The organism is Shewanella sp. Pdp11 (genome assembly GCF_002838165.1).
Taxonomy (GTDB): Bacteria; Pseudomonadota; Gammaproteobacteria; order Enterobacterales; family Shewanellaceae; genus Shewanella; species Shewanella hafniensis.
In genome coordinates, this window is sequence record NZ_CP015194.1 from 3660004 (window position 1) to 3681210 (window position 21207).

The following is a 21207-nucleotide window of genomic DNA, read 5'->3' on the forward strand; positions in this document are numbered from 1 at the left end:
AGCATGAGTGACACGTCTACCAACACTGGCCGATACCAAGCCACCTTTACCAAACTCAAGGCCGAAGGCCGGGGCGCTTTTGTCCCCTTCGTCACCCTTGGCGATCCTAGCCCTGAGTTATCACTAAAAATTATCGATACCTTAGTGCAAAACGGCGCAGATGCCTTAGAACTGGGCTTTCCGTTTTCCGATCCCTTAGCCGATGGCCCAGTGATCCAAGGCGCTAACCTGCGTTCTTTAGCCGCAGGCACGACTCCAACGGCGTGTTTTGAATTGCTTGCCCAAGTGCGTGCCAAATACCCTGAACTGCCAATCGGTTTGCTACTGTATGCAAACTTAGTGTTTGCTAACGGCATAGATGCGTTTTACGCCAAAGTGCAGCAAGCGGGTGTGGATTCAGTGCTTATTGCCGACGTACCAGTGGAAGAATCCGCGCCCTTTAGCGAAGCCGCTAAAGCCCATGGTATTGCGCCGATTTTTATCGCGCCACCTAATGCCGACAGTAAAACCCTTGCACTGGTTAGCGCCAGCGGCGAAGGTTACACCTATCTCTTATCCCGCGCAGGGGTGACAGGCACAGACACTAAAGCTGGCGTTCCGGTAGAGGAAATTTTATCTAAATTAAAAGCCTTTAATGCGCCGCCACCGCTACTCGGTTTTGGTATTGCCGAGCCTTCACAGGTGAGCGAGGCCATCAAAGCGGGTGCTGCGGGGGCAATTTCAGGCTCTGCCGTCGTGAAAATCATCGAAACCCACCAGCACGATGAAGCTAAGCTACTGGCGACACTTGGCGATTTTACTCGCGCCATGAAGGCTGCAACCTAAGCGAGTCTTGATTTAACTAATCCAATATAAATCAAGAATTCAATTACAAATAAAATAAGTGAGGTAGACTCGTCGCCTCGCTTATTTTGTTTATATTTACCAAGCTCTATGTTTACTCAGCCTTTATCTCGCTCAAAAACCATCTATCAAGACAATCGATCAAAACAATACGGACACTCACACGATATCTGAAGTCACCACTGCATAACTGTCACTTTTAAGCCTCAGGACAAATCGTCGACATCAGCCAAACACCCGAAGATACGATTTACCTGTCGCAATCAAACCTTGCACTCCCCTTTGATACTAACTAAGCAAATCTTCTATTTCGCTCGGTCACTAGGTCAATGGATCAATGCAACAGGCGCGCTTTGGATTACGAATGGAATGAATTAAGTGTTGATCCCTGCGCTAACTGCCAACGTACAGCTAGGCTAGCTTTGGCTTTCATGATTGGGCTTTAATGATTGCGCTTTATCGGTGCAATACCTAGAATGTCGCCGCGCGGGCTAAACTTCATCAATCGCTTAAATACCTTGCTTTCGCTATTGAACCCAATGGGAAGAGCAAATGAAGTCGATAACGCAATTGACTGTGTTAGCCTGTGACAAATCATTCGCCTGATACATCTCCAATAGAGGATCCGATGACCATTTCCAAATCTTTGCCCGATGACAAACCTCGTACTTTTTTGGGCACGCCTAAATTACCAGCCAAGTATGCCACGGTTGTAATGCCCTTTTTCCTTTCCATTCTGATGAGTTGTATCGTTTCTGGGATCAGCACTTTCAATGGCGTTGGCGCTTCACCGCAGTTTATCGAACTCTGGCTCGGTGCTTGGCTTATCTCATGGGTGGTCGCCTTCCCAACATTACTGATGGTATTGCCATTAGTACGTAAAATTACCGGACACTTTGTCGATTTACGCTAGTTTTACGATTTAGCCTTTTTAACTTGCATTTATAAGTTAACAGCTACATTTCAAAGTCGTCTTAGGACGGCTTTCGCTTCAATTCATTCCCTTAAGAAATGCCCACAGCCGCTCCCCATACCGAGATGACGTCCCTATTTACCGCCTAACTCACTCATTTTGACCTATGCGTTCAGCTAGGCCTCAACCTGCGCTTTACAATGGATTTACACTGACATTTAAGCGGCAACTATCCCCATTAGGCTAAGCCGACATTACCGACGCCTAGATCCATACTCCCCTACGAATAAACCAACGCGCCAATCAATATAACCAATTGTATTAATGGCCTTTTACACTAGTCCCTTCGCAATGGCTTCAATTATACATACCTCAGTTTTAGCCTTTTTGCCGGCCAATTATCTTACAGACACATATGTTATTAACCGTACTCAGCACGCATATCCGTAAGTTAAAAGTATTAATTCACACCACCACACAAATGAGAATGGTTTGCATTTGAATATTTTCACGTGCTAATTTACTGGCCGTTGTCGGGACAGAGGCAGCAGGGAAAATAGCCTAAGGACTACGCTAAACATAGCGAATTAACCACAGCAAAATAGATAGCCAAACAGGCTATTTTGACAGCCGCATTAACTTGGTTTGCGTCCTTAGGTAACTGATTACTGGATCGGCAACACGCAACAGCATGTTGCCAAAGGAGACGTAAGTGACTACACAGCAAAGGGAAATGGATCGCGAAATTTTTGATCTACTCGGTATAGGCATTGGTCCATTCAATCTTGGCCTCGCCGCCTTATCAGAACCTATCGACGGCTTTAACTGCTTATTTTTAGATGCTAAAACCAGCTTTGACTGGCATCCTGGCATGCTACTCAAATCCTCAAGACTGCAAACCCCCTTTATGTCGGATCTGGTGACTATGGCCGATCCCACAAGTCGCTACAGTTACCTTAATTTTGCCAAGCAAACGGGCAGACTTTATCCCTTTTACATTCGTGAGAATTTCTTTTTACCTCGCCACGAATACAACTTGTACTGCCAATGGGTAAGCCAGCAACTCAGCAACCTTAAATTTGGTTTTAAGGTTACTCAAGTGGATTACAACGCCGGTGAAGGGATTTATCGCGTCACAGGTTTTGATAGACACAGTGGCAAAACCCATACCCATCAATGCCGAAAGCTAGTACTAGGCACAGGAACAGAGCCTTACCTTCCAAAGGATTGCCCCATTCAAGATGCGCGGGTCATGCATACCGCCAGCTATATGCAGCAAAAAACCTACCTGCAGAGTCAGAGTGCCATCACAGTGATTGGTAGCGGCCAAAGTGCGGCAGAAGTGTTTTACGATCTACTACAAGACATTGATACCTATGGCTATCAACTCAATTGGATGACACGGTCAGCACGTTTCTATCCATTGGAATATACCAAGCTAACGTTGGAGATGACCTCGCCAGATTATGTCGATTACTTCCACGAATTAGCACCGGAAAAACGCTGTGCTTTGATAGCTAGTCAAAAATCGCTCTACAAGGGCATTAATGCCGAGCTTATCAACGACATCTATGACTTGTTATATCAAAAGCGCTTGATTGCGGATTTCCAATGCCAATTGATGACCAATGTGGCGTTAACCCGTATTCAAACTGATCCAGATGCACTCAAGTTACATTTCCAGCATCAAGAGCAAGATACCCCTTTGAGCCAAACCACGGGTGCAGTGGTGTTAGGCACTGGCTATCACTACCGTTTACCTGAATTTATCAAAGAGATAAAGCAACAGATCGAGTTCGATGATGCGGGACAACTTGTGGTGCAACGCGACTACAGCATAGATATTCGCGGGGATATTTTTGTCCAAAATGTCGGTTTACATACCCATGGAATAAGTTCCCCGGATCTGGGTATGGGCTGTTATCGCAACGGTATTATCTTAAAGGCCGTGCTTGGTTATGCGCCCTACCATATTGAAGAACATATCGCCTTTCAAACCTTCGATCCGGCCAAACTTGCCAAGCATCAGCCCTGCGGCGCCAATGCGATTAATAGACTGGTTCTTAATCCTAAACATTTCCAAAAGACGTCGCCGCACAACAATAACGCTGATGCATCGCCGCATCTCTACCCAACCCAAACGCCGACTTCGAGTATGAGCGCAGGCGCGGGAGCCCATATGTCGGTCTTGATGGCGCCAAACAAGGAGGCGCAATAATGGCGAGTCATTTCAGTGACCATTGTTTAACGCAGCTAGGTTTAACGCAGCTATCAGCGATGACAAGCATCAATGGTTTCCAGTTCAGAGCGTTAGATCTTAAGCAAGACACACCAACACTGCAGTCTTGGTTTAACCAAGAGTACGCGCAGTTTTGGGGCATGCAAGGCTTGAGTCTCGCCGCCATAGAGAACCTTATGGCAACCACGCAGCACAAGTTTGCCTTGATAGGTGAGTGGCAGGGCAAAGCACTCTTTATGGTGGAGCTCTACGATCCCGCCCACGATGAAATCGGTTACCACTATCCTGTTGCGAAGGGGGATTGCGGTATGCACCTGATTATCGCGCCGCCCGATGGCGGCCCAATCAGCGGCTTATCTTTCAAAGTGATGGATGCGATAGCGCAGCTTGTGCTTGAAAAATTGGCCTTTAGCCGCCTTGTGGTTGAACCCGATCAACTCAATGGCAAAATTCATCGCTTAAATAGCCGAGTGGGCATTCGCTATGAAAAAGCGATTCAATTAAGTACTAAAGCAGCTTACCTCGGATTTTGCACTGCGGCTGATCGTCTGCACGCATCAAACCCACCCTCTTCGACGGGCTTAGCCCAGACAAGCTCAGTGCTACCAAGCTCGTTCAAAGCACCCGCAACCTCTCCCATAACATTTTCGACTCTTTAGGTGAACAAGATGAACTTACCCACAAAAGCCTTACTAATGGATCCATTGCCAACGCAGGATCATCAAACTCACGCGGCGGCTCAACTCAATCCTGCGCTGTCGTCAACCTCGACTTCTATGCCAGAGCATTTGACCCCCGCCTATTGGCAAGCGGCTAATCGGCATTTAGTGAAGAAAATCCTCTGCGAATTCACCCACGAGAAAATCATCACGCCGACGCTATACGGGCAAAAAGCAGGGCTTAACCACTATGAACTGCGGCTCAATAACAGCACTTACTATTTTAGTGCGCGGCACTATCAGCTCGATCATCTGGCGATTGATGCCGATTCCATCCGCGTTTCAGTCGCAGGACAAGAGCAAATTCTCGATGCGATGTCGCTGATTATTTCCCTTAAAAATGACTTAGGGATCAGCGAAACCTTACTGCCCACCTATTTAGAAGAAATCACTAGCACGCTTTATAGCAAGGCGTACAAGTTAGCGCATCAGGCGATCCCCGCAGCCACGCTGGCGCGAGCCGATTATCAGAGCATAGAAGCGGGAATGACAGAAGGTCATCCGGTGTTTATTGCCAATAACGGCCGGATTGGCTTCGATATGCAGGATTACCGTCAATTTGCCCCAGAAAGCGCCGTGCCAATGCAGTTAGTCTGGCTTGGCGTGCGCAAGAGTAAGACCACGTTTGCCGCCCTCGAAAACTTGAGTCACGACGCATTATTAAAGAAGGAGCTTGGTCAGCAGTTCAATGATTTTCAGCAGCATCTTAAAAGCCAGCAGCACGATCCACAGGACTTCTACTTTATGCCTGTACATCCTTGGCAGTGGCGCGAAAAAATCGCCCGCGTCTTTGCCGGCGACATAGCCCGTGGCGATCTGGTTTACCTTGGTGAAGGCAATGAGCAATACCAAGTGCAGCAATCGATACGCACGTTCTTCAATCTTGCATCGCCACAAAAGTGCTATGTCAAAACCGCACTTTCCATCCTAAATATGGGTTTTATGCGTGGTCTATCGCCCCTTTACATGAGCTGCACACCGCAAATTAATGCGTGGGTGGCGAACTTGGTTGAGAGCGACCCTTACTTTACTCAGCAAGGCTTTGTGATCCTAAAGGAAATTGCCGCCATAGGTTACCACCACCATTATTACGAGCAGGCGCTCACCCAAGATAGCGCCTACAAAAAAATGCTCTCTGCCCTGTGGCGTGAAAGCCCACTGCCGCACATTGAGCCTAAGCAGAATCTGATGACCATGGCAGCGCTACTGCATACGGATCATGAAGATAAAGCGCTGATTGCAGCCTTAATTGCCGCCTCTGGCTTACCTGCAAAGGAGTGGGTCAATCGCTACTTAAACCTGTATTTATCGCCGCTGTTACATGCGTTTTTTGCCTACGATCTGGTCTTTATGCCGCACGGGGAAAACCTGATCTTAGTGCTGGATGAATATGTGCCAGTCAAGATTTTAATGAAAGACATAGGCGAAGAAGTCGCGGTACTCAATGGCGCGAAGCCGCTACCTGATGATGTAAAACGCCTGGCGGTAAGCCTTGAAGAAGAAATGAAGCTTAACTACATCTTACTGGATATTTTTGACTGTATTTTCCGCTATTTAGCACCGCTGCTCGATGAGCAAACCAGTGTCAGTGAAAGCCAATTCTGGGAGTTAGTGGCAGACAATGTACGTGATTACCAAGCCCAGCATCCACATTTGGCCGCCAAATTTGCTCAATACGATCTGTTCAAGGACAGCTTTGTACGCACCTGCCTCAATCGTATCCAATTGAATAATAACCAACAAATGATAGATCTCGCCGACAGGGAGAAAAACCTGCGTTTCGCCGGCGGTATCGATAACCCCTTGGCGGCCTTTAGACAAAGCCATGCCTTTAAGCGTCCAAAGCTTGGCAGCGCTGAGCCGAAAACACGTTAACACGCAGCTCAGACCTGAAACTTTACGAAACGTTTGTGTGGGCGACTAACTGGCCCACTTTATTTAAACCCAACCTAAATGGAATTAAAGATCACCATTATGAAGACTTTTCCTCTCTCCAGCATCGCACTCGTCTGTCGGCAAGCCCTCGTTAACCCGAAGCTATTGCTGTGCTCAGCCATGTTAGCCACGGTTCCCCATGCCACAGCTGACACTGTCGATACGGATAGCAAAACTAAAAATCACCAGAAAGAAATTGAAGTCATCAATGTCATTGGCGCTAAGGATTTACACGACAATCGCTATAAAACCCAAGCGATGAACACAGCGACAGGGCTCGATTTATCTTATTTAGAAACGCCGCAGTCGGTCACGTCTATCACCCGTCAAATGATGAACGATCAACAGCTTAATAGTGTGATTGATGCCATGACCAGCGTTGCTGGGATCAATGCTCGCCCTATGGATAACGATAGATACAGCATTAGTGCCCGCGGTATTGCCGTGACCAGCATTCTGTACGATGGTGTGCCCACCACCTACGACACCCGCTTTAACTATGGGGATAATCTGATCGACACTGCCATCTACGAGCGAGTAGAAGTGGTACGCGGCGCAACAGGTTTAATGACAGGTGCAGGTAACCCCTCGGCGGCCATTAACCTTATCCGTAAACGCCCGACCCAAGAATTTATGGGCAACACCTCGTTAAGTGTCGGCTCATGGAATAATGTGCGTGGTATGGTCGATGTTTCCAGCAGCTTAAATGACTCGGGTTCCGTGCGCGGTCGCGCGGTGGCCGCCTATCAGGATAAAGATTCGTTTCAAGACAGGTACGAGCAGCAGCGCACTACGCTATACGGCATAGTCGAAACCGATATTGGCGATAGCACCTTGTTCACCCTAGGGGTTGATTACCAAGATGCCACACCGAGCGGCACTATGTCGGGCGGCTTACCACTATTTTACAGTGATGGCAGCCGCACTAACTATGATCGCGCCACTTCAACAGCGCCCGATTGGGGCTCGGCGCATACCCAAGGCCTCAACACCTTTGCCAGTCTAGAACACAGATTTGATAATGGCTGGAACCTAAAAGGGACTTACACCTATGGAGACAACTCGTTGGAGTTCGATGTGCTATGGGCCACGGGCTATCCCGATCCTGTGACCAATATCGGCGCAACTGCAGGCTCTATCGCCTATGTCGACGGCAGTCGCACCCAACACAATGTGGATTTACGCGCCGAAGGACAATTCCAGCTCTTTGGTCAGGAACATCAATTGATGTTTGGCTGGAATGGTCAACGCCAAGAGTTCGCCAATCCCTATTATTACCCCACTGCTGCAGTACCACCACTGGGAGATTTTCGCGATCCGAACTTCCAGTACCCTAAACCTCAATGGAAGGAGGCCTATACCACTGGCTCATTTGGCGAAACCAAACAGAGTGCCGCCTATGTGGCGACTCAGCTTAATCTCAGCGACGCTTTAGCAGTCCTCGTCGGATTACGTCTCAATGAGTGGGAAACCGACCAAGATAACTTTGGCAGCCTGTACGATTTCAACATCAGTAACGAACTCACTACTTACTTCGGCCTCACATACGCTCTGACCGAGCAATATTCGCTTTATGCCAGCTATACCGACATTTTTGCACCGCAAACGAAGCAAAGAATCGATAAAAGCTATCTAGATCCGGTCAAAGGGAAAAACTACGAAGGTGGGATTAAGGCGAGCCTGTTCGATGAGGCTTTAGATATGTCGCTATCGGTGTTTGAGATCAGGCAAGACAATCTTGGAATCAGCACTGGCGATGTGATCCCTGGTACCACAACACAAGTGTATGAAGGCGTAAACGGTACAAAAACACAGGGATTCGAATTTGAATCAACAGGTAAAATCACTGATGACTGGAATGTTTACTTAGGCTACACCCAGTTCACCACCGAAGATCCTAAGGGCAAACGCATCAATACCACATCACCACGTCAGCAGTTAAAACTCTTCACCACTTATACCTTTGGTGGTGATTGGCATAAATTGCAAATTGGTGCAGGGGTTAACTGGCAGAGCCGTGTCTACCAAGAGGCTGATAAACCGGTAGGCAATGGTATAGACAAGATTAGAGTCGAAGTCGAGCAAGGCTCCTATGCACTGGCAAGTTTGATGGCAAGTTACGCCTTCACCGAGCAACTTAAGCTCAGCGCCAACCTGCACAACGCCTTAGATAAAACCTACTACAGCCAAGTCGGTCAATACAGCCAATTCCAATACGGTACGCCGCGAAGTGCCAGCTTAACCTTAGACTATCGCTTCTAAGTCAGACCTTTATTGAGATAGTTCGAAAACCCTTGTGAGTCCAAATCTTGGGCTCACAAGGTCCTCATCTATTGGACTTATCAATAATAGCGGGGCTTATCAATCACAGCGGCAATGAATTACAGCCATTAAGGAGTCACTATGGCAAGCCAACGGGGAGACACCAGACTGCAACTATTACGTGAGACCTCGCCAAGCCACGACGCTTTGAATCAAACCATTTTGACACTCAATCAGCTGTTACATGAGCGGGCGCCCTTCTATGGTGAGCACTTTAGCGCAACGACCTCACCCACGGGACTCAGTTTCGATGAATGGAGCTGCGCCGATACTTATCAAACACTGCTAGCGCGTTTTGCTATAGCGCACCCTAGCGCCGAAACTCAGAGTGAAACTGAAGCTGTAACTGAAGCTAAAACCGAGACGGATAAAACAGCTGCAACCAGCCGAACGCCTGCTTTCGCCAGTAAAAGCGCTGCGGCCAATAAAAACGCTGTGGCCAGTAGAAAAGACACCCGCAAAGCGCTGCATTCACTTTGGGGCCAATGGTATTTCGGCCTCTTAGTCCCGCCTATGATGGAATGGATTTTCAATGCCCCAGAAACTGACTTAGAATCCATCCACTGGCAGCCACAGTCCATTTTTATGCAGGTACACCCCAGTGGCCGAGTGGCCAAATTTGAATGTAACATCGCAAAACACCAGCCAAATACCGCTTTGACCTTTAAAAAATACCACGGCTTCGAGCCACTTTGCCAAACCAACACTAAGTCAAGTTTCAAGACAGACACTAAGGTACACTCGCCATTAAGCCTATATAAGCCGACAGTTGATAAAGAACTTGCCCTACAAGGCCTTATCTTAAACTTACTGCAACCGAGTGTTGAGCGCCTGCTCACTTTAAGCCCCGTGCCCGTTAAATTATATTGGAGTCATTTAGGCTATCTGATCCACTGGTATCTTGGGGAGTTGGGACTCACTGAGCAGCACAGCCAGCAATTGAAACAAGCCCTGTTTCGCCGCACGACCTTTTTAGATGGCAGCACCAATCCGTTGTATAACAGCATTAACTTACTTATCGAACCAGTGCAAAGCAGTGCAGATTCGAGCAAAGACTCAAGCGTAAAAACGAGCACAACATTGAACTCAAAACCGAGCCCAAAAATCCACTGCATTCGCCGGACTTGCTGCTTGAGGTATCAACTCGCCAACACAGGCCAATGCCACGATTGCCCGCTGTTAAGTCGTGCAAAGGTTAACGTCAACACCGCCAAGCAAACGTGAAGCGAGCTTATAAGATTAAATCGGTTTAATGGGCAAGATCGCAATCCTAGGCCCATGATGCTTTTGCCCTTATGTTGCACATGCTACACTCAAGCCCATGTCTCTTTAACACGATTAATTATGAAACAACTGCTTGATTTCCTGCCCCTCGTCATCTTTTTTGCCGTCTATAAATTTTTCGATATTTATATCGCCAGCGGCGCATTGATCGCAGCCACCGCGCTTCAATTGATCGTGACCTATGCGTTATATAAGAAACTTGAAAAGATGCACTTAATCACCTTTGCGATGGTGACAGTGTTTGGCACACTCACTTTAGTGTTTCACGATGATTCTTTTATCAAGTGGAAAGTGACCATCATCTATAGTTTGTTTGCCATCGCCTTAGGTGTCAGTCAATTGCTCAATAAATCGATATTAAAGTCGATGTTAGGCAAAGAAATGCAAGTAGACGACAAAATTTGGGCTCGCGTAACTTGGTATTGGGTGATCTTTTTCGCCGCTTGTGGCCTAGTCAATATTTATGTCGCCTTTAGTTTGCCATTAGAAACTTGGGTCAATTTTAAAGTGTTTGGTTTAACCGCTTTAACCTTAATTAATACTGTCCTGACCGTATTTTATCTTTATAAACACCTTCCCGAAGATCAACGCAAGGAACTCAAATAATGTGGTATATGATTTCAGCTCAAGATTTTGAGAATAGTTTAGAAAAACGTTTAGCAGCACGCCCAGCCCATTTAGCTCGCCTACAAGCCCTCGCCGATGAAGGTCGTTTACTGATCGCTGGCCCACACCCAGCCATCGACAGTGAAAACCCTGGTGATGCAGGCTTTAGTGGTTCACTGGTTGTCGCAGATTTTGAATCCTTAGTGGCAGCAAAACACTGGGCCGATGCCGATCCCTATATCGAAGCGGGCGTTTACCAAAGTGTTGTGGTTAAACCCTTTAAACGAGTCCTGCCTTAATGAAAATAGTGTCCTTTAACATCAATGGTCTGCGGGCACGCTTGCATCAATTGCAAGCCTTGATCGATAGCCACCAGCCCGACATTATCGGCCTGCAAGAAACCAAAGTGCACGATGAGGCGTTTCCATTAGCCGAAGTCGAAGCCATGGGATATCAAGTGCATTACCACGGCGGTAAAGCTCACTATGGTGTTGCCATGCTGTCTAAAGTCGCACCAGAAAAACTGCAAAAGGGTTTTCCAAGCGATGATGAAGATGCCCAGCGCCGCATGATTATCGGCACATTTTCCCAAGCGAATGGTCGTCCATTAACCGTATTCAACGGCTATTTCCCCCAGGGCGAAAGCATAGATCACCCCACAAAATATCCTGCTAAACGTAAGTTTTATCAGGATTTAATGCACTACTTGCAGACAAATCACAGCAACGATGAAGATATCGCCATCATAGGTGACATCAATATTTCGCCGACCGATTTAGACATAGGCATAGGTGAAGTCAATCGTAAGCGTTGGCTAAAAACCGGCAAATGTAGCTTCCAACCGGAAGAACGTGAGTGGTTAAAAACCTTGCAAGACTGGGGTTTAGTCGACACTTTCCGTCAATTACACCCAGAGCGTATCGAACGTTATTCTTGGTTCGATTACCGCAGCAAAGGGTTCGATGACAACCGCGGCCTACGTATCGATGTGATTTTAGCAACGCCTTCACTGGCAGCACGTTTAGTCGAATCCGATGTCGATTACGATCTGCGCGGCATAGATAAACCTTCAGATCACGCGCCCATCTGGAGCACGTTCAAAGAGGCCTAATCCGCAGGGTTAACCATCTCATAGACATAAAACATCGGCTGAGGCCGATGTTTTTGTTTGAGAGTGACTTAAGCAGAATGAGATTGGCACAAGTAAGTTAAAAATGAATAGCATACATCGCAGAAAAGTTGTGAGCTTAGCTTCAGCCACAGATTAATCGTGAGCCATGGCATTCACTCTACGATACACAGCGAGTCCATATGTGGATGTTCGACCGCCCCATCTGATGTGAAAGGATTCACAAATGCCGCGATGGCATGGACGCCAAAGAGCGGCCATGGGGCGGATGGTCGTCTCGCAAATCACCAAGGCTCAACTGTTTAGCATCGGCGAAGCCTGTTTATTTTAAAGAAATACATAGCAAGCTTTTGGACAGAAATGCGTTGGAAAGTAGTGTTTGGGGAGCAGTAATTTCAGTTGTTAGAAGTTTAGCGTTTACGGGTATCCACTCGCACAGGCTTGCCATGGCATTCGCTCGTCGACTCGCAGCAAGTCCGTCCTTGGATGCTCGATCGCCCCGTCCATGGGGCGGACGGTCGTCTCGCCAATCACCATGGCACACCTTTCGAGCATTCGCGTAATCTGTAGATTTACAAGATATACGCAACATACTTTGGGACATAAACGTGATAGACCTTTTGCTCTAATTAGTCTATTTCGGATTAAAAATTCTATGGGTTAACGCCTAATTAAGGTGTTATGCAAGCAATACCTATACTTCCGCATCTCACCTTAACTACTAAAATTACCACACATACCGAATCACTCTTAAATTGTTCGCTATATGCTGCTCTATAGTTCAACGGTCATTGCTACATGTGCTAGTTCAACTGAAAACATAAAGCCAAACTTAGCTAATAGCACACATGACTTTTCACTGTCATCTTCGATATTAGTCAGCACGTTATCGATAAAATCTTTGTCTCTTTTACGAACATATGCCAATGTTATAGGCAGCTCCTTTAACTTAATTGATGACTTCATCAGATCATGTGCGAGCTTATTTCGGATTTTTGTAACCTCATGTAAAGGTGGTAAAAGTTCTCGAAACTCTTTCTTTTCACTACGGTCCTCAAACTCATAGATATTGATGAACGATTTCAGAGTGTCAATTTTTTTACCTAACATCAAATTTTCTATTTCAGGATCGACACAAGTAAGAAGGTGATTAAGCTTGTGCTCGATTAAAAGGACAATGCTAAAAAACATCCCGGTATTAGCATTAGACTCTTTTGTCCGTGCTTTGAACCATTTATTACCCTCAGCGACTATTTCTATAAATCGCTGACTATTTTTCTCCGGAGATTCAGGAACTCTATAGGCAATAGTTAGAGTGCTCTTTCTCTGCGGCTTTTTTTTGTAATAGCCTAATTTATTAAGTAATTTTTCCAAAATCACCTCTTATGCATATAACGCCGTGCTTAGGGGCCGCAGAGAAGCGTAGCGGAACGGAGGTCCTAGCGCAGCGCTTACAGCACATTGTTAAATTATTCCTCGCCAAACCAGCTGCTAACATCTATTGAAATACTTTCGGGAGGTGAAGCGCCACCGTTCCAGTCGTCACTTTGTCGCATTAGTCAATTTTGGTCAATTTTGGTCAACATTAGGCGAGTGATGTTTATCTCAAGTCGCGTTGCTAACTTCGAATGGGGCAATAGCTTTTTTAGCTGAACTAACAGCTAGAGGGTTGGGGAGGATTGGCATTGTTGCACCTGTGACCTTCTAAAACAGGATGTTTTAGTTGAGCCCTCAGGGACGAGTTTATGGCAGTCACAGGGGAAACAATGACAATGAATACAGCACAACTGACAACAAAGTTATCTTGCTTTGTGCATTACTTTTTAGCTAAACGATCAGCGATAGGGTTAGTTAAGATTGGCATTGTTGCACCAGTGACCCTCTAAAATAGGGACATTTTAGTCATAAAAGGAGATCGTGATATTGGGGAAATAGTGACAATGAATGCTAAGCAACTCAATTATCTGCTTTGAGGTATTTCGAGATTGAAATGGCGGAAATCTAAGATTTCCGCCATTTTCAGATAATACGCTAATGCTTAGTATGAGACTCAGTATCGGGCGTTATTGCTCAACTACCCACGCTGAAAACAGGCAATGCTGACGACTCACATTGAAAGTGAACATTAGCTCGTGCGGTACTGCTTTAAAATGCCATCTAACCCGACCGAAGCATGGTGCAGATCATTGGCTAAGGTCACACTGCGCTGGGCCGTTTGTTTGATGGTTTCCGACTGATGGCGGATTTCATTCAATTGTCCGGCAATGTCGCGCGCGGCGACACTCTGCTCTTCCGCCGAGGCGGCAATTTGGCTGCTCATATCAAATACCGCATTCACCGATTGTGCCATACCTTGAACATCGTCACCGACGGCGATAATCGCGCTGCGGCCTTCATCGGCCTGATCGACTATCTCCATGGTAATGCTAGATAAACGACTCGTGCCAGACTGTAAGCCTTCAATCATGGCCTGAATTTCTACCGTGGCCTGTTGAGTTCGGCCCGCAAGAGTGCGCACTTCATCGGCGACCACGGCAAAACCACGACCCTGCTCACCGGCACGCGCCGCTTCAATGGCCGCATTTAGGGCTAACAAGTTAGTTTGCTGCGAAATACTGTTAATCGTCGTGACCACGGCATCGATACTCGCCGCATCCTTAGACAATTGTTCCACCGATGAAAACGCCGCGCCAATCTTAGTTGAAAGTAAGCCAATACTTTCCACTGTATGGCTAATTCGCCCTTGGCTAGCCGACATTTGGGTTGAGTTTTCTTTGGTTTGCAGCGAAGTGTTGCTCGCGTTGATAGAAACTTCTTCAATCGCTGAAGTCATTTGTGCCATCGCCACGGCAACGGAATCGAGGAATTGATGTTGGAACCCAATCAGCTCATCACTGGTGGCCGCCTGTTGATTAAATTCATCGGATGCCAATGATAAGGTTTGTGCATTTTTGCCAATCGCCGACACCATTTCACTCATGTTATCGGCGCAGCGGTCAATTTCGCGGGCAATCAAACTGAAATCGTCAGTGCCAAAGAAGTTTAATCTAAAGCTCAAATCACCGTCGGCTAAGCGTTTGATGGCTAAGTACATGTCCCACAAGCCACCGCCGAGTGAGGTCGAAATCCAGTAACTCAGTTGGAATAAAGGCAACAAGCCCACTAATGCTAACCAGAACATAAAGTTAGCATCGCTACGCGCATCGACTTCCCACTCATGGACATTCTGCGTCAGTTGTAAGGCTTGCATGCCTGACACGCTGGCGCTGGCCGTCACTTTATCCCCTTGACGCTGTGCTTCACTTTGCTTTGAGGTCACTGTTAAACCGTATTGACTGGCAAATTGTGATAAGGCATCAGCTTCTAGCTTTTGCGCCGTGGCAACTTGCGCGAAGGTATCGACGCTCACTTGAACGCGGGCAATAGACGCTTGCTCGACGTTTCGGTGCGCGTGTTGATAGTTGACGAGTGCCACGGAGGCCGTGATCAACGCCACCATAGAACAGACTACCCAAAACTTTCCGTTGAGGCTGAACTTGATCAATATGGCATCAATGGTGCGAAACTGGATTTGTTTCATCTTGATAATTCCTAAGAACAAAATGCTATTTGGCACTAAATCAGCAGTATAGCTCAGATCGCTAAGACAGTTGTGTCAGTCATAAGATCTGAGCAGATATTATGCTAATCCGCGCTAGCTACTTGACTGCGTGTGGCGGTAGACCACTTTTGTGTCAAGCTAACCAACTGCCCCGTTAACAAGCTCATACTAAAACCTAATAAGCCACCAATGATCAACGACGGCACGACATTGGCCACATCACCCGCCATGGCAAAGGTAATGCAGCAGCCAATAAAGGCGCCGGGAATAAAGCTAAGCTTTTGATAACTTGCCTGTAAACACATAGCCGATGTGGCTATGCCGGTAAAAATATACCCAAATACGGGCGACACAAAAAAACTGCTGCCAGAGATAATGAGCCACGCCCAAAATACCCCGGACAGATTCGTGCACCACGCCATCATCACGCCTTGAAAACCAGCCTTGGGTTGAGCAAAAAAAGTGCTGCAACCTAAAAAGCCAATCCAAGTGACCAGATGAAAGGCATCTGCGACACCACACCAAATAGCCGCCAATAGGCCGGCTGAAATAGCGACTTGCCAACGATTCTCCATGGATGACCCCTTTATAATTCTATTCACGGAAGTTTATCTGTTGGTTAAATTACCTCTATTTTGGTAACAAAAACCTGATCTATTGCTAATTTTCGGCATTAATGCCCGTAAAATCGCTAACAAGCAAATTTTTTGTGGTAAAAAAACGAAAAAAGCGCTTATTAGGCGCTTTTTTATTCAAACGGCGTTCAGTTAACCCTCTTGCCGTCACTTACACTCGCAATAGTTTATTCACGGGAAGATCGCGGATCCTCAGCCCCGTCGCCGCAAAAATCGCATTGGTTAAACTCGGGGCAACAGGCGGCACACCCGGCTCACCTACGCCCGCTGGCGCTGCATCGGACGCAATAATGATGACCTCCATAGCCGGTGTTTGGGGGAGTCGCAGCAAAGGATAATCGTGGAAATTCGACTGCTGCACTTTGCCCTCCCTGTAGGTAATTTCCCCCATCAAAGCTAAACTCAGGCCAAACACAATCGCGCCTTCAGTTTGGGCTTTTACCCTATCGGGGTTAACTATCGTGCCCGCGTCAATAGCAGCGATGGCATTCAGCACTTTAAGCTGTTTATCCTCGCTCACCTCCACCAGCATGGCCACGGCGACATAACTGACAAAACTGCGGTGTACGGCAAAACCCCAGCCCTGATTTTTACCGGCCTTGGGCGCCTTAGCTTGGGCTTTTTCGACCGCGTCGATTACTCCAAAATAGCGGCTCACGTCCACGGGGTGACGGCTGAGATCTTCACCATAGTTGCCGTATTTAAAACCTTGATCGCTAAAGGTCTCGCGCCTTGCTTCCCCTAGCAGGCTACGCCACATATCAAAGCAAGAAACTTGGGACCTATGAGCCATTTCATCGACAAAACTGCCGACACTAAAACCGTGCTGAATGTTACACACAGAGCGCATCCAGCCAATGCGGCTGTGCGCCTGCGCTTTTACCGCTTCGTATCTTAAATTCGGCAAAGCAAAGGGCACATCTACAAAGCCTAAATCCAACTCACCGCCAGAGGGATATTCCACCCCTTCGGCAAAGGTTGAACTGATCGATGGGAATCCCGTACGGGCTAAAAGCGCGGTTGGTTTGTTGTTGGCATCGAACAGCGCCTGATAGGACTGAGCGCTGATAGCATGGTAGTAACCGTTTTGGATCTCATCCTCGCGGCTCCAACTCACTTTAATTGGACGCTTGAATTGCTTCGATAACAGCGCGGCCTCAACGCTAAAATCTGGTTTAGATTTACGTCCAAAACCACCACCCAATAGGGTGACATTCACTTTAATCGCCTCTTCTCCCATACCCAGCGCTGCGGCCACATTTTGCTGGGTACTTTGCGGCGTTTGGGTCGATGCCCAGATTTCACAGCCCTTTTCAGTCACATGGGCGGTGGCAACGGGTGGCTCGATAGAAGAATGAATTAGATAAGGCACGGTATAAACCGCTTTTAACGTATTCGCCTCGGGCCAGTTTTTGATTTCATCACCAGCTTGACGCACGACATTACCGCTTTGCTGTACCCGCTCGACAAGCTCTTTCAAATAAAGACTTGAATCATGCTGACTGTTGTCGGCCTGAGTCCAAGTGACTTTTAAGGCTTTGCGGCCTTCGAGGGCACTCCAAGTGTTTGTGGCGATAACAGCAACGCCGCCCAAAGCCTGAAACGCGGGTGCACCCTTAGCAGCTGGCAAACGATACACATCCACTACCCCGGCCACTTTACGCGCTGCGGTATCGTCCAAGCTTGCCACATCGCTCCCGAGCACCGGTGGGCGCATGATGCTGGCGTAAAGCATGCCGTCGAGTTTGATATCGTAACCATAAATCGCGCTACCGCTTAACATGGCATCCATATCAACGATTTGACGTGATGCACCAATCTGCTTGAAATCTTTAACCTCTTTAAAGGTTAATGACTCAACGGCAGGAACTGGCTGCTCTGATGCGGCTAATGCTAACTCACCGAACTTGGCCGAGCGGCCCGATTTAGCATGCAGCACTTTATGGTCGGCGGTATGCACCTCGCTCACGGGGACTTTCCAGCGCGCGGCGGCGGCTTGCTCTAGCATAGTTCTTGCCATCGCCCCCATCTGGCGCATACGGTCGTAATTTTCGCGAATACTGCGGCTACCGTCAGTGTTTTGGCTGGCATAACGTTTATCGGCTAAGCCTTGAATGGGTACGATTTTATCCCAATTCGCTTCTAACTCTTCGGCTAAGACTTGCAGAATGCCGGTTCTGATCCCCTGTCCCATCTCGGAGCGATGGCAAGTGAGGTACACTTTGTCGTCTTCACCAATGGCAATAAACAGATTCAGCCGCGCTTCTTTATCCTGCGCCAGCGCCATGGGGCTCCAAGTTAATCCACTCGCCCCTAATACTAATCCGCCACCCACTGCGCCAAACAGTTTTAACACATCGCGGCGGCTTAAATTTTCTACGGCAGTAAAAGTACTCATATTAGCCCTCCTGTTTGGCATAGTGTTGCAATGCCGCTTTAATCCGCGGGTAGGTACCGCAGCGGCAGATATTGCCCGACATGGCCGAGTTGATTTGTTCTTCAGAAGGTTTCGGATGCTGCGCCACTAACGCCGCAGCCGACATCAATTGTCCCGCCTGACAATAGCCGCACTGGGGCACGTTATGTTCGGCCCATGCATTTTTAAGCTTTTGATTATCAAGGCCTTCAATTGTCGTCAGTTGTTTTCCCTGTGCCTGCCCCAAACTGGTTAAGCAGGCCCGCACGGGTTGGCCGTCTAAATGCACAGTGCAAGCACCGCATAGCCCTGCACCGCAGCCATATTTAGTGCCCGTGAGCCCTAAAATATCCCGTAGTGCCCACAGGATGGGCATTTTAGGATCAGCATCTAAGGTAAATGATTTACCGTTGATGGAAAGCGTTTGGGTAGAAAATGTCTGGGTGGAAGCGGTGGTATTCGCTTCCTTGCCGACTGCTTTGGTTGATAAAACTTCTGCCATAACTCACTCCTTAAGTGCCAACCACGACGCAAGATCGGCTTGGGTATCAATATCAATTGCGGCGCTGGGTAGTGTTATAGCGACTAACGCTCCCTGCTGTGCTTGTTGTTTTAAAATAGATTTAGCCCCGCGATCACCACTCAAGTGAGTGAACAAAGGCAATGTAGAGGCATTAAAAATAGCAGGTACGCCTAAATCATCCAAATAATGGGCGGCAACGTCTTTACCGGTTTCATGCCATGTCAAAATCAGTTGGCGATAATCATCGCAGCTCAGAGCCACTTGGTCAGCGAGCGTCAGCAGCATGGCATCAAAGCCCTGTTCCTTGACATAACTTGCCGCCAAACTCACAGAGGAGGCAAGGCCCGTTTGCCACTGTGGATTAACTAAAATATCAAAGGGTTGGCGGGAATGAAGCTCGGCTAATAATGGTTGTAATATGTGCTGATGAGCACCGAGTATGACTAATAAAGACGCATGTTGAAGCGAATGAGTGTCTTGGCGCTCCAAATCTAAATCTTGGCAATAAAGTTGTTGTAAACGTTCAACATGGGTGCTGATGATGGCTTGTTCGCTGATCCCAGTCGCGCTAAGCGATGGTATAAGCTGCGCTAACTTGACCCCCTCAAAGCGCTGACTCCCACCTGCCGCAAGTACCACAATCAGCAGCCGTTTGGATGAGCATGGCGCTTGCTCTGTCAACGTTAGCGCTGCCGACTTTGGTGCTGAAGACATTAGCGCAGTGGGTTTTTGTACTGGCGGCAACGTCATCAACGCATTATCTCATCGAGATGTTTTAAAGTCGCACCATGGAGCACGCCGTGACACTGGGCCAAAATACTTAACGCCACTGCGCCCGGTAACTCGCCGCCAAGGGCAAGCCCTGCGGGAGCAGAAAACACCCCAGAAAAAGATTCAGTGCTCAGCCCTGCTATCCCCAGCACTTTATCCCGTCGGTGAGCAGGACCAAGCAAGGCGACATAGGCAAGTGGATAAGCTTGAATGACCTTCAATGCCGCAGCATCTAAGCCCAAGTTATGGTTCATCACTACGGCACAATCCAATTGGGCGATATGATTCGCGGTTAATTCTCCCGCGGCAAGTTTCACTACATGGGCATGGGGGAAATCCGCCGCTCTGGCATAGGCGGTACGACCATCAAAAACCGTCACTTGCCAGCCTAAGGTATGAGCCATGGCGGCAATAGGCTTAGCGTCGATACCACCGCCAAAAATCCCAAGGTGGAATCTTGGTCTAAGCGGAATGATCAGCGATTCTCCCGCCTCTTGGGTGAAGACGCCCGTGCGGACAAAATCGCTGGCGGGGAACGGTGTCAACGCTTCGGGGTAGAAAGCGGCTTGATATTGGCGCGCATCCGTCCCCGCTTTGACTAATGGCAATTGATAAAAACCCGACCGACCGTGGCGAAAAGCCTGCACAAGCTCCACCAAACCAAGATCATGATTCTCTTTTAAGAGTGGGATCAACATGATATCCACTATGCCGCCACAGCCGAGTCGATAACTGGCATCGGACTCATCGCTCGCATCATAGGTCACGCACGTGACTTGCTTTGTCTGCATGGCCTTTTGGGCATGACGGCGGAGATCGGCTTCTAAACAGCCGCCACTTAACATACCCACGCCTTGACCGAACTCATGAAACAACATCATGGCGCCGGGCTTGCGATAGGCCGAGCCTTGAATTTGGGTGATCACCGCAAGCACCCAAGCGTCATCCGCCAGCGGTAACCAATGCTCTAGTAAATCTTCGATTTGGTGATCCATCCGTAAGGACTCCATTGGGTTAGAGATATTGAAAAGACTTAATGCACTTTAAATTGTCGACGCTATCAAAACTAAAAACCGTTGAAACTAAAAACGCTCAAAACTAAAACATCGCTGGTTAAGATGTCTGATGAACATCGCAACTATCGATATCAATTTTTTATCAAAATTTGACGCAAGTTGCATCGATAGATAAAACAGCTTCGGAAAACATTCGGCATTAAACACAGGACAACCAAGTTAGCAAAGGCGTGTGCGTATTGAAAGGAGTAATAG

General features: G+C 47.7%; 17 protein-coding genes. 10 read left to right on the top strand and 7 right to left on the bottom strand.

The features are described 5' to 3' along the window. The first annotated feature begins 3 nt into the window (after nt 1–3). From trpA to xthA, 10 genes are all read left to right on the top strand, one after another. A complete protein-coding gene (gene trpA / locus AYJ58_RS16170) occupies nt 4–825 on the top strand; it encodes a tryptophan synthase subunit alpha (RefSeq protein ID WP_106650912.1) in 822 nt (273 codons plus the stop codon). Nucleotides 826–1471: 646 nt separating this feature from the next. Next, nucleotides 1472–1756, top strand: coding sequence for a DUF2798 domain-containing protein (locus AYJ58_RS16180; protein ID WP_006082193.1), 285 nt, complete (start codon nt 1472–1474; stop codon nt 1754–1756). A gap of 712 nt (nt 1757–2468) precedes the next feature. Further along, nucleotides 2469–3974 (top strand): lysine N(6)-hydroxylase/L-ornithine N(5)-oxygenase family protein, encoded by a 1506-nt coding sequence (locus AYJ58_RS16185; RefSeq protein WP_106650913.1) that lies wholly within the window; start codon nt 2469–2471, stop codon nt 3972–3974. Next, complete coding sequence (locus AYJ58_RS16190) at nt 3974–4654, top strand: GNAT family N-acetyltransferase (protein WP_106650914.1); 681 nt, start codon at nt 3974–3976, stop codon at nt 4652–4654. The genes AYJ58_RS16185 and AYJ58_RS16190 overlap by 1 nt, the downstream gene beginning before the upstream one ends. Before the next feature lie 9 nt (nt 4655–4663). Further along, on the top strand, nt 4664–6589 hold the full coding sequence (locus AYJ58_RS16195; RefSeq protein ID WP_106650915.1) for an IucA/IucC family protein: 1926 nt from the start codon (nt 4664–4666) through the stop codon (nt 6587–6589). Nucleotides 6590–6667: 78 nt separating this feature from the next. Then, nucleotides 6668–8911, top strand: coding sequence for a TonB-dependent siderophore receptor (locus AYJ58_RS16200; RefSeq protein ID WP_198555487.1), 2244 nt, complete (start codon nt 6668–6670; stop codon nt 8909–8911). 141 nt (nt 8912–9052) lie between these two features. After that, on the top strand, nt 9053–10195 hold the full coding sequence (locus AYJ58_RS16205; protein WP_106650916.1) for an IucA/IucC family C-terminal-domain containing protein: 1143 nt from the start codon (nt 9053–9055) through the stop codon (nt 10193–10195). A gap of 120 nt (nt 10196–10315) precedes the next feature. Next, a complete protein-coding gene (locus tag AYJ58_RS16210; protein WP_028761007.1) occupies nt 10316–10861 on the top strand; it encodes a septation protein A in 546 nt (181 codons plus the stop codon). Beyond that, nucleotides 10861–11160 (top strand): YciI family protein, encoded by a 300-nt coding sequence (locus tag AYJ58_RS16215; protein WP_028761008.1) that lies wholly within the window; start codon nt 10861–10863, stop codon nt 11158–11160. The genes AYJ58_RS16210 and AYJ58_RS16215 overlap by 1 nt, the downstream gene beginning before the upstream one ends. Beyond that, the gene (gene xthA / locus AYJ58_RS16220) at nt 11160–11972 is read left to right on the top strand and encodes an exodeoxyribonuclease III (protein WP_106650917.1); all 813 of its coding nucleotides are present in this window, start codon (nt 11160–11162) and stop codon (nt 11970–11972) included. The genes AYJ58_RS16215 and xthA overlap by 1 nt, the downstream gene beginning before the upstream one ends. A 792-nt stretch (nt 11973–12764) precedes the next feature. On the opposite strand, the gene AYJ58_RS16225 is transcribed toward xthA, so the two are convergent. The 7 genes from AYJ58_RS16225 to AYJ58_RS16255 form a co-directional block, all read right to left on the bottom strand. Continuing rightward, nucleotides 12765–13364: a hypothetical protein gene (locus AYJ58_RS16225; RefSeq protein ID WP_106650918.1), complete on the bottom strand. Its 600-nt coding sequence runs from the start codon at nt 13362–13364 to the stop codon at nt 12765–12767. Between the two features lie 751 nt (nt 13365–14115). After that, a complete protein-coding gene (locus AYJ58_RS16230) occupies nt 14116–15570 on the bottom strand; it encodes a methyl-accepting chemotaxis protein (protein ID WP_106650919.1) in 1455 nt (484 codons plus the stop codon). Nucleotides 15571–15674: 104 nt separating this feature from the next. Further along, entirely contained in the window at nt 15675–16166 is a 492-nt protein-coding gene (locus AYJ58_RS16235) for a DUF1097 domain-containing protein (protein WP_106650920.1), read from the bottom strand. A gap of 211 nt (nt 16167–16377) precedes the next feature. After that, on the bottom strand, nt 16378–18624 hold the full coding sequence (locus AYJ58_RS16240) for a xanthine dehydrogenase family protein molybdopterin-binding subunit (protein WP_106650921.1): 2247 nt from the start codon (nt 18622–18624) through the stop codon (nt 16378–16380). 1 nt (nt 18625) lies between these two features. Then, nucleotides 18626–19144 carry a (2Fe-2S)-binding protein gene (locus AYJ58_RS16245; RefSeq protein ID WP_106650922.1) on the bottom strand — a complete coding sequence of 173 codons (519 nt, stop codon included), beginning with the start codon at nt 19142–19144 and terminating at the stop codon, nt 18626–18628. Nucleotides 19145–19147: 3 nt separating this feature from the next. After that, nucleotides 19148–19915 (bottom strand): nucleotidyltransferase family protein, encoded by a 768-nt coding sequence (locus tag AYJ58_RS16250; protein WP_232790824.1) that lies wholly within the window; start codon nt 19913–19915, stop codon nt 19148–19150. Further along, complete coding sequence (locus AYJ58_RS16255; protein WP_106650923.1) at nt 19915–20931, bottom strand: XdhC family protein; 1017 nt, start codon at nt 20929–20931, stop codon at nt 19915–19917. Before AYJ58_RS16255 ends, AYJ58_RS16250 begins: the two co-directional genes overlap by 1 nt. Between the last annotated feature and the right edge of the window lie 276 nt (nt 20932–21207).

Coding starts and splice junctions, on each gene's coding strand:
- trpA (WP_106650912.1), top strand. CDS start 4: ATGAGTGACACGTCTACCAACACTGGCCGATACCAAGCCACCTTTACC.
- AYJ58_RS16180 (WP_006082193.1), top strand. CDS start 1,472: ATGACCATTTCCAAATCTTTGCCCGATGACAAACCTCGTACTTTTTTG.
- AYJ58_RS16190 (WP_106650914.1), top strand. CDS start 3,974: ATGGCGAGTCATTTCAGTGACCATTGTTTAACGCAGCTAGGTTTAACG.
- AYJ58_RS16195 (WP_106650915.1), top strand. CDS start 4,664: ATGAACTTACCCACAAAAGCCTTACTAATGGATCCATTGCCAACGCAG.
- AYJ58_RS16200 (WP_198555487.1), top strand. CDS start 6,668: ATGGAATTAAAGATCACCATTATGAAGACTTTTCCTCTCTCCAGCATC.
- AYJ58_RS16205 (WP_106650916.1), top strand. CDS start 9,053: ATGGCAAGCCAACGGGGAGACACCAGACTGCAACTATTACGTGAGACC.
- AYJ58_RS16210 (WP_028761007.1), top strand. CDS start 10,316: ATGAAACAACTGCTTGATTTCCTGCCCCTCGTCATCTTTTTTGCCGTC.
- AYJ58_RS16215 (WP_028761008.1), top strand. CDS start 10,861: ATGTGGTATATGATTTCAGCTCAAGATTTTGAGAATAGTTTAGAAAAA.
- xthA (WP_106650917.1), top strand. CDS start 11,160: ATGAAAATAGTGTCCTTTAACATCAATGGTCTGCGGGCACGCTTGCAT.
- AYJ58_RS16230 (WP_106650919.1), bottom strand. CDS start 15,570: ATGAAACAAATCCAGTTTCGCACCATTGATGCCATATTGATCAAGTTC.
- AYJ58_RS16235 (WP_106650920.1), bottom strand. CDS start 16,166: ATGGAGAATCGTTGGCAAGTCGCTATTTCAGCCGGCCTATTGGCGGCT.
- AYJ58_RS16240 (WP_106650921.1), bottom strand. CDS start 18,624: ATGAGTACTTTTACTGCCGTAGAAAATTTAAGCCGCCGCGATGTGTTA.
- AYJ58_RS16245 (WP_106650922.1), bottom strand. CDS start 19,144: ATGGCAGAAGTTTTATCAACCAAAGCAGTCGGCAAGGAAGCGAATACC.
- AYJ58_RS16250 (WP_232790824.1), bottom strand. CDS start 19,915: ATGACGTTGCCGCCAGTACAAAAACCCACTGCGCTAATGTCTTCAGCA.
- AYJ58_RS16255 (WP_106650923.1), bottom strand. CDS start 20,931: ATGGATCACCAAATCGAAGATTTACTAGAGCATTGGTTACCGCTGGCG.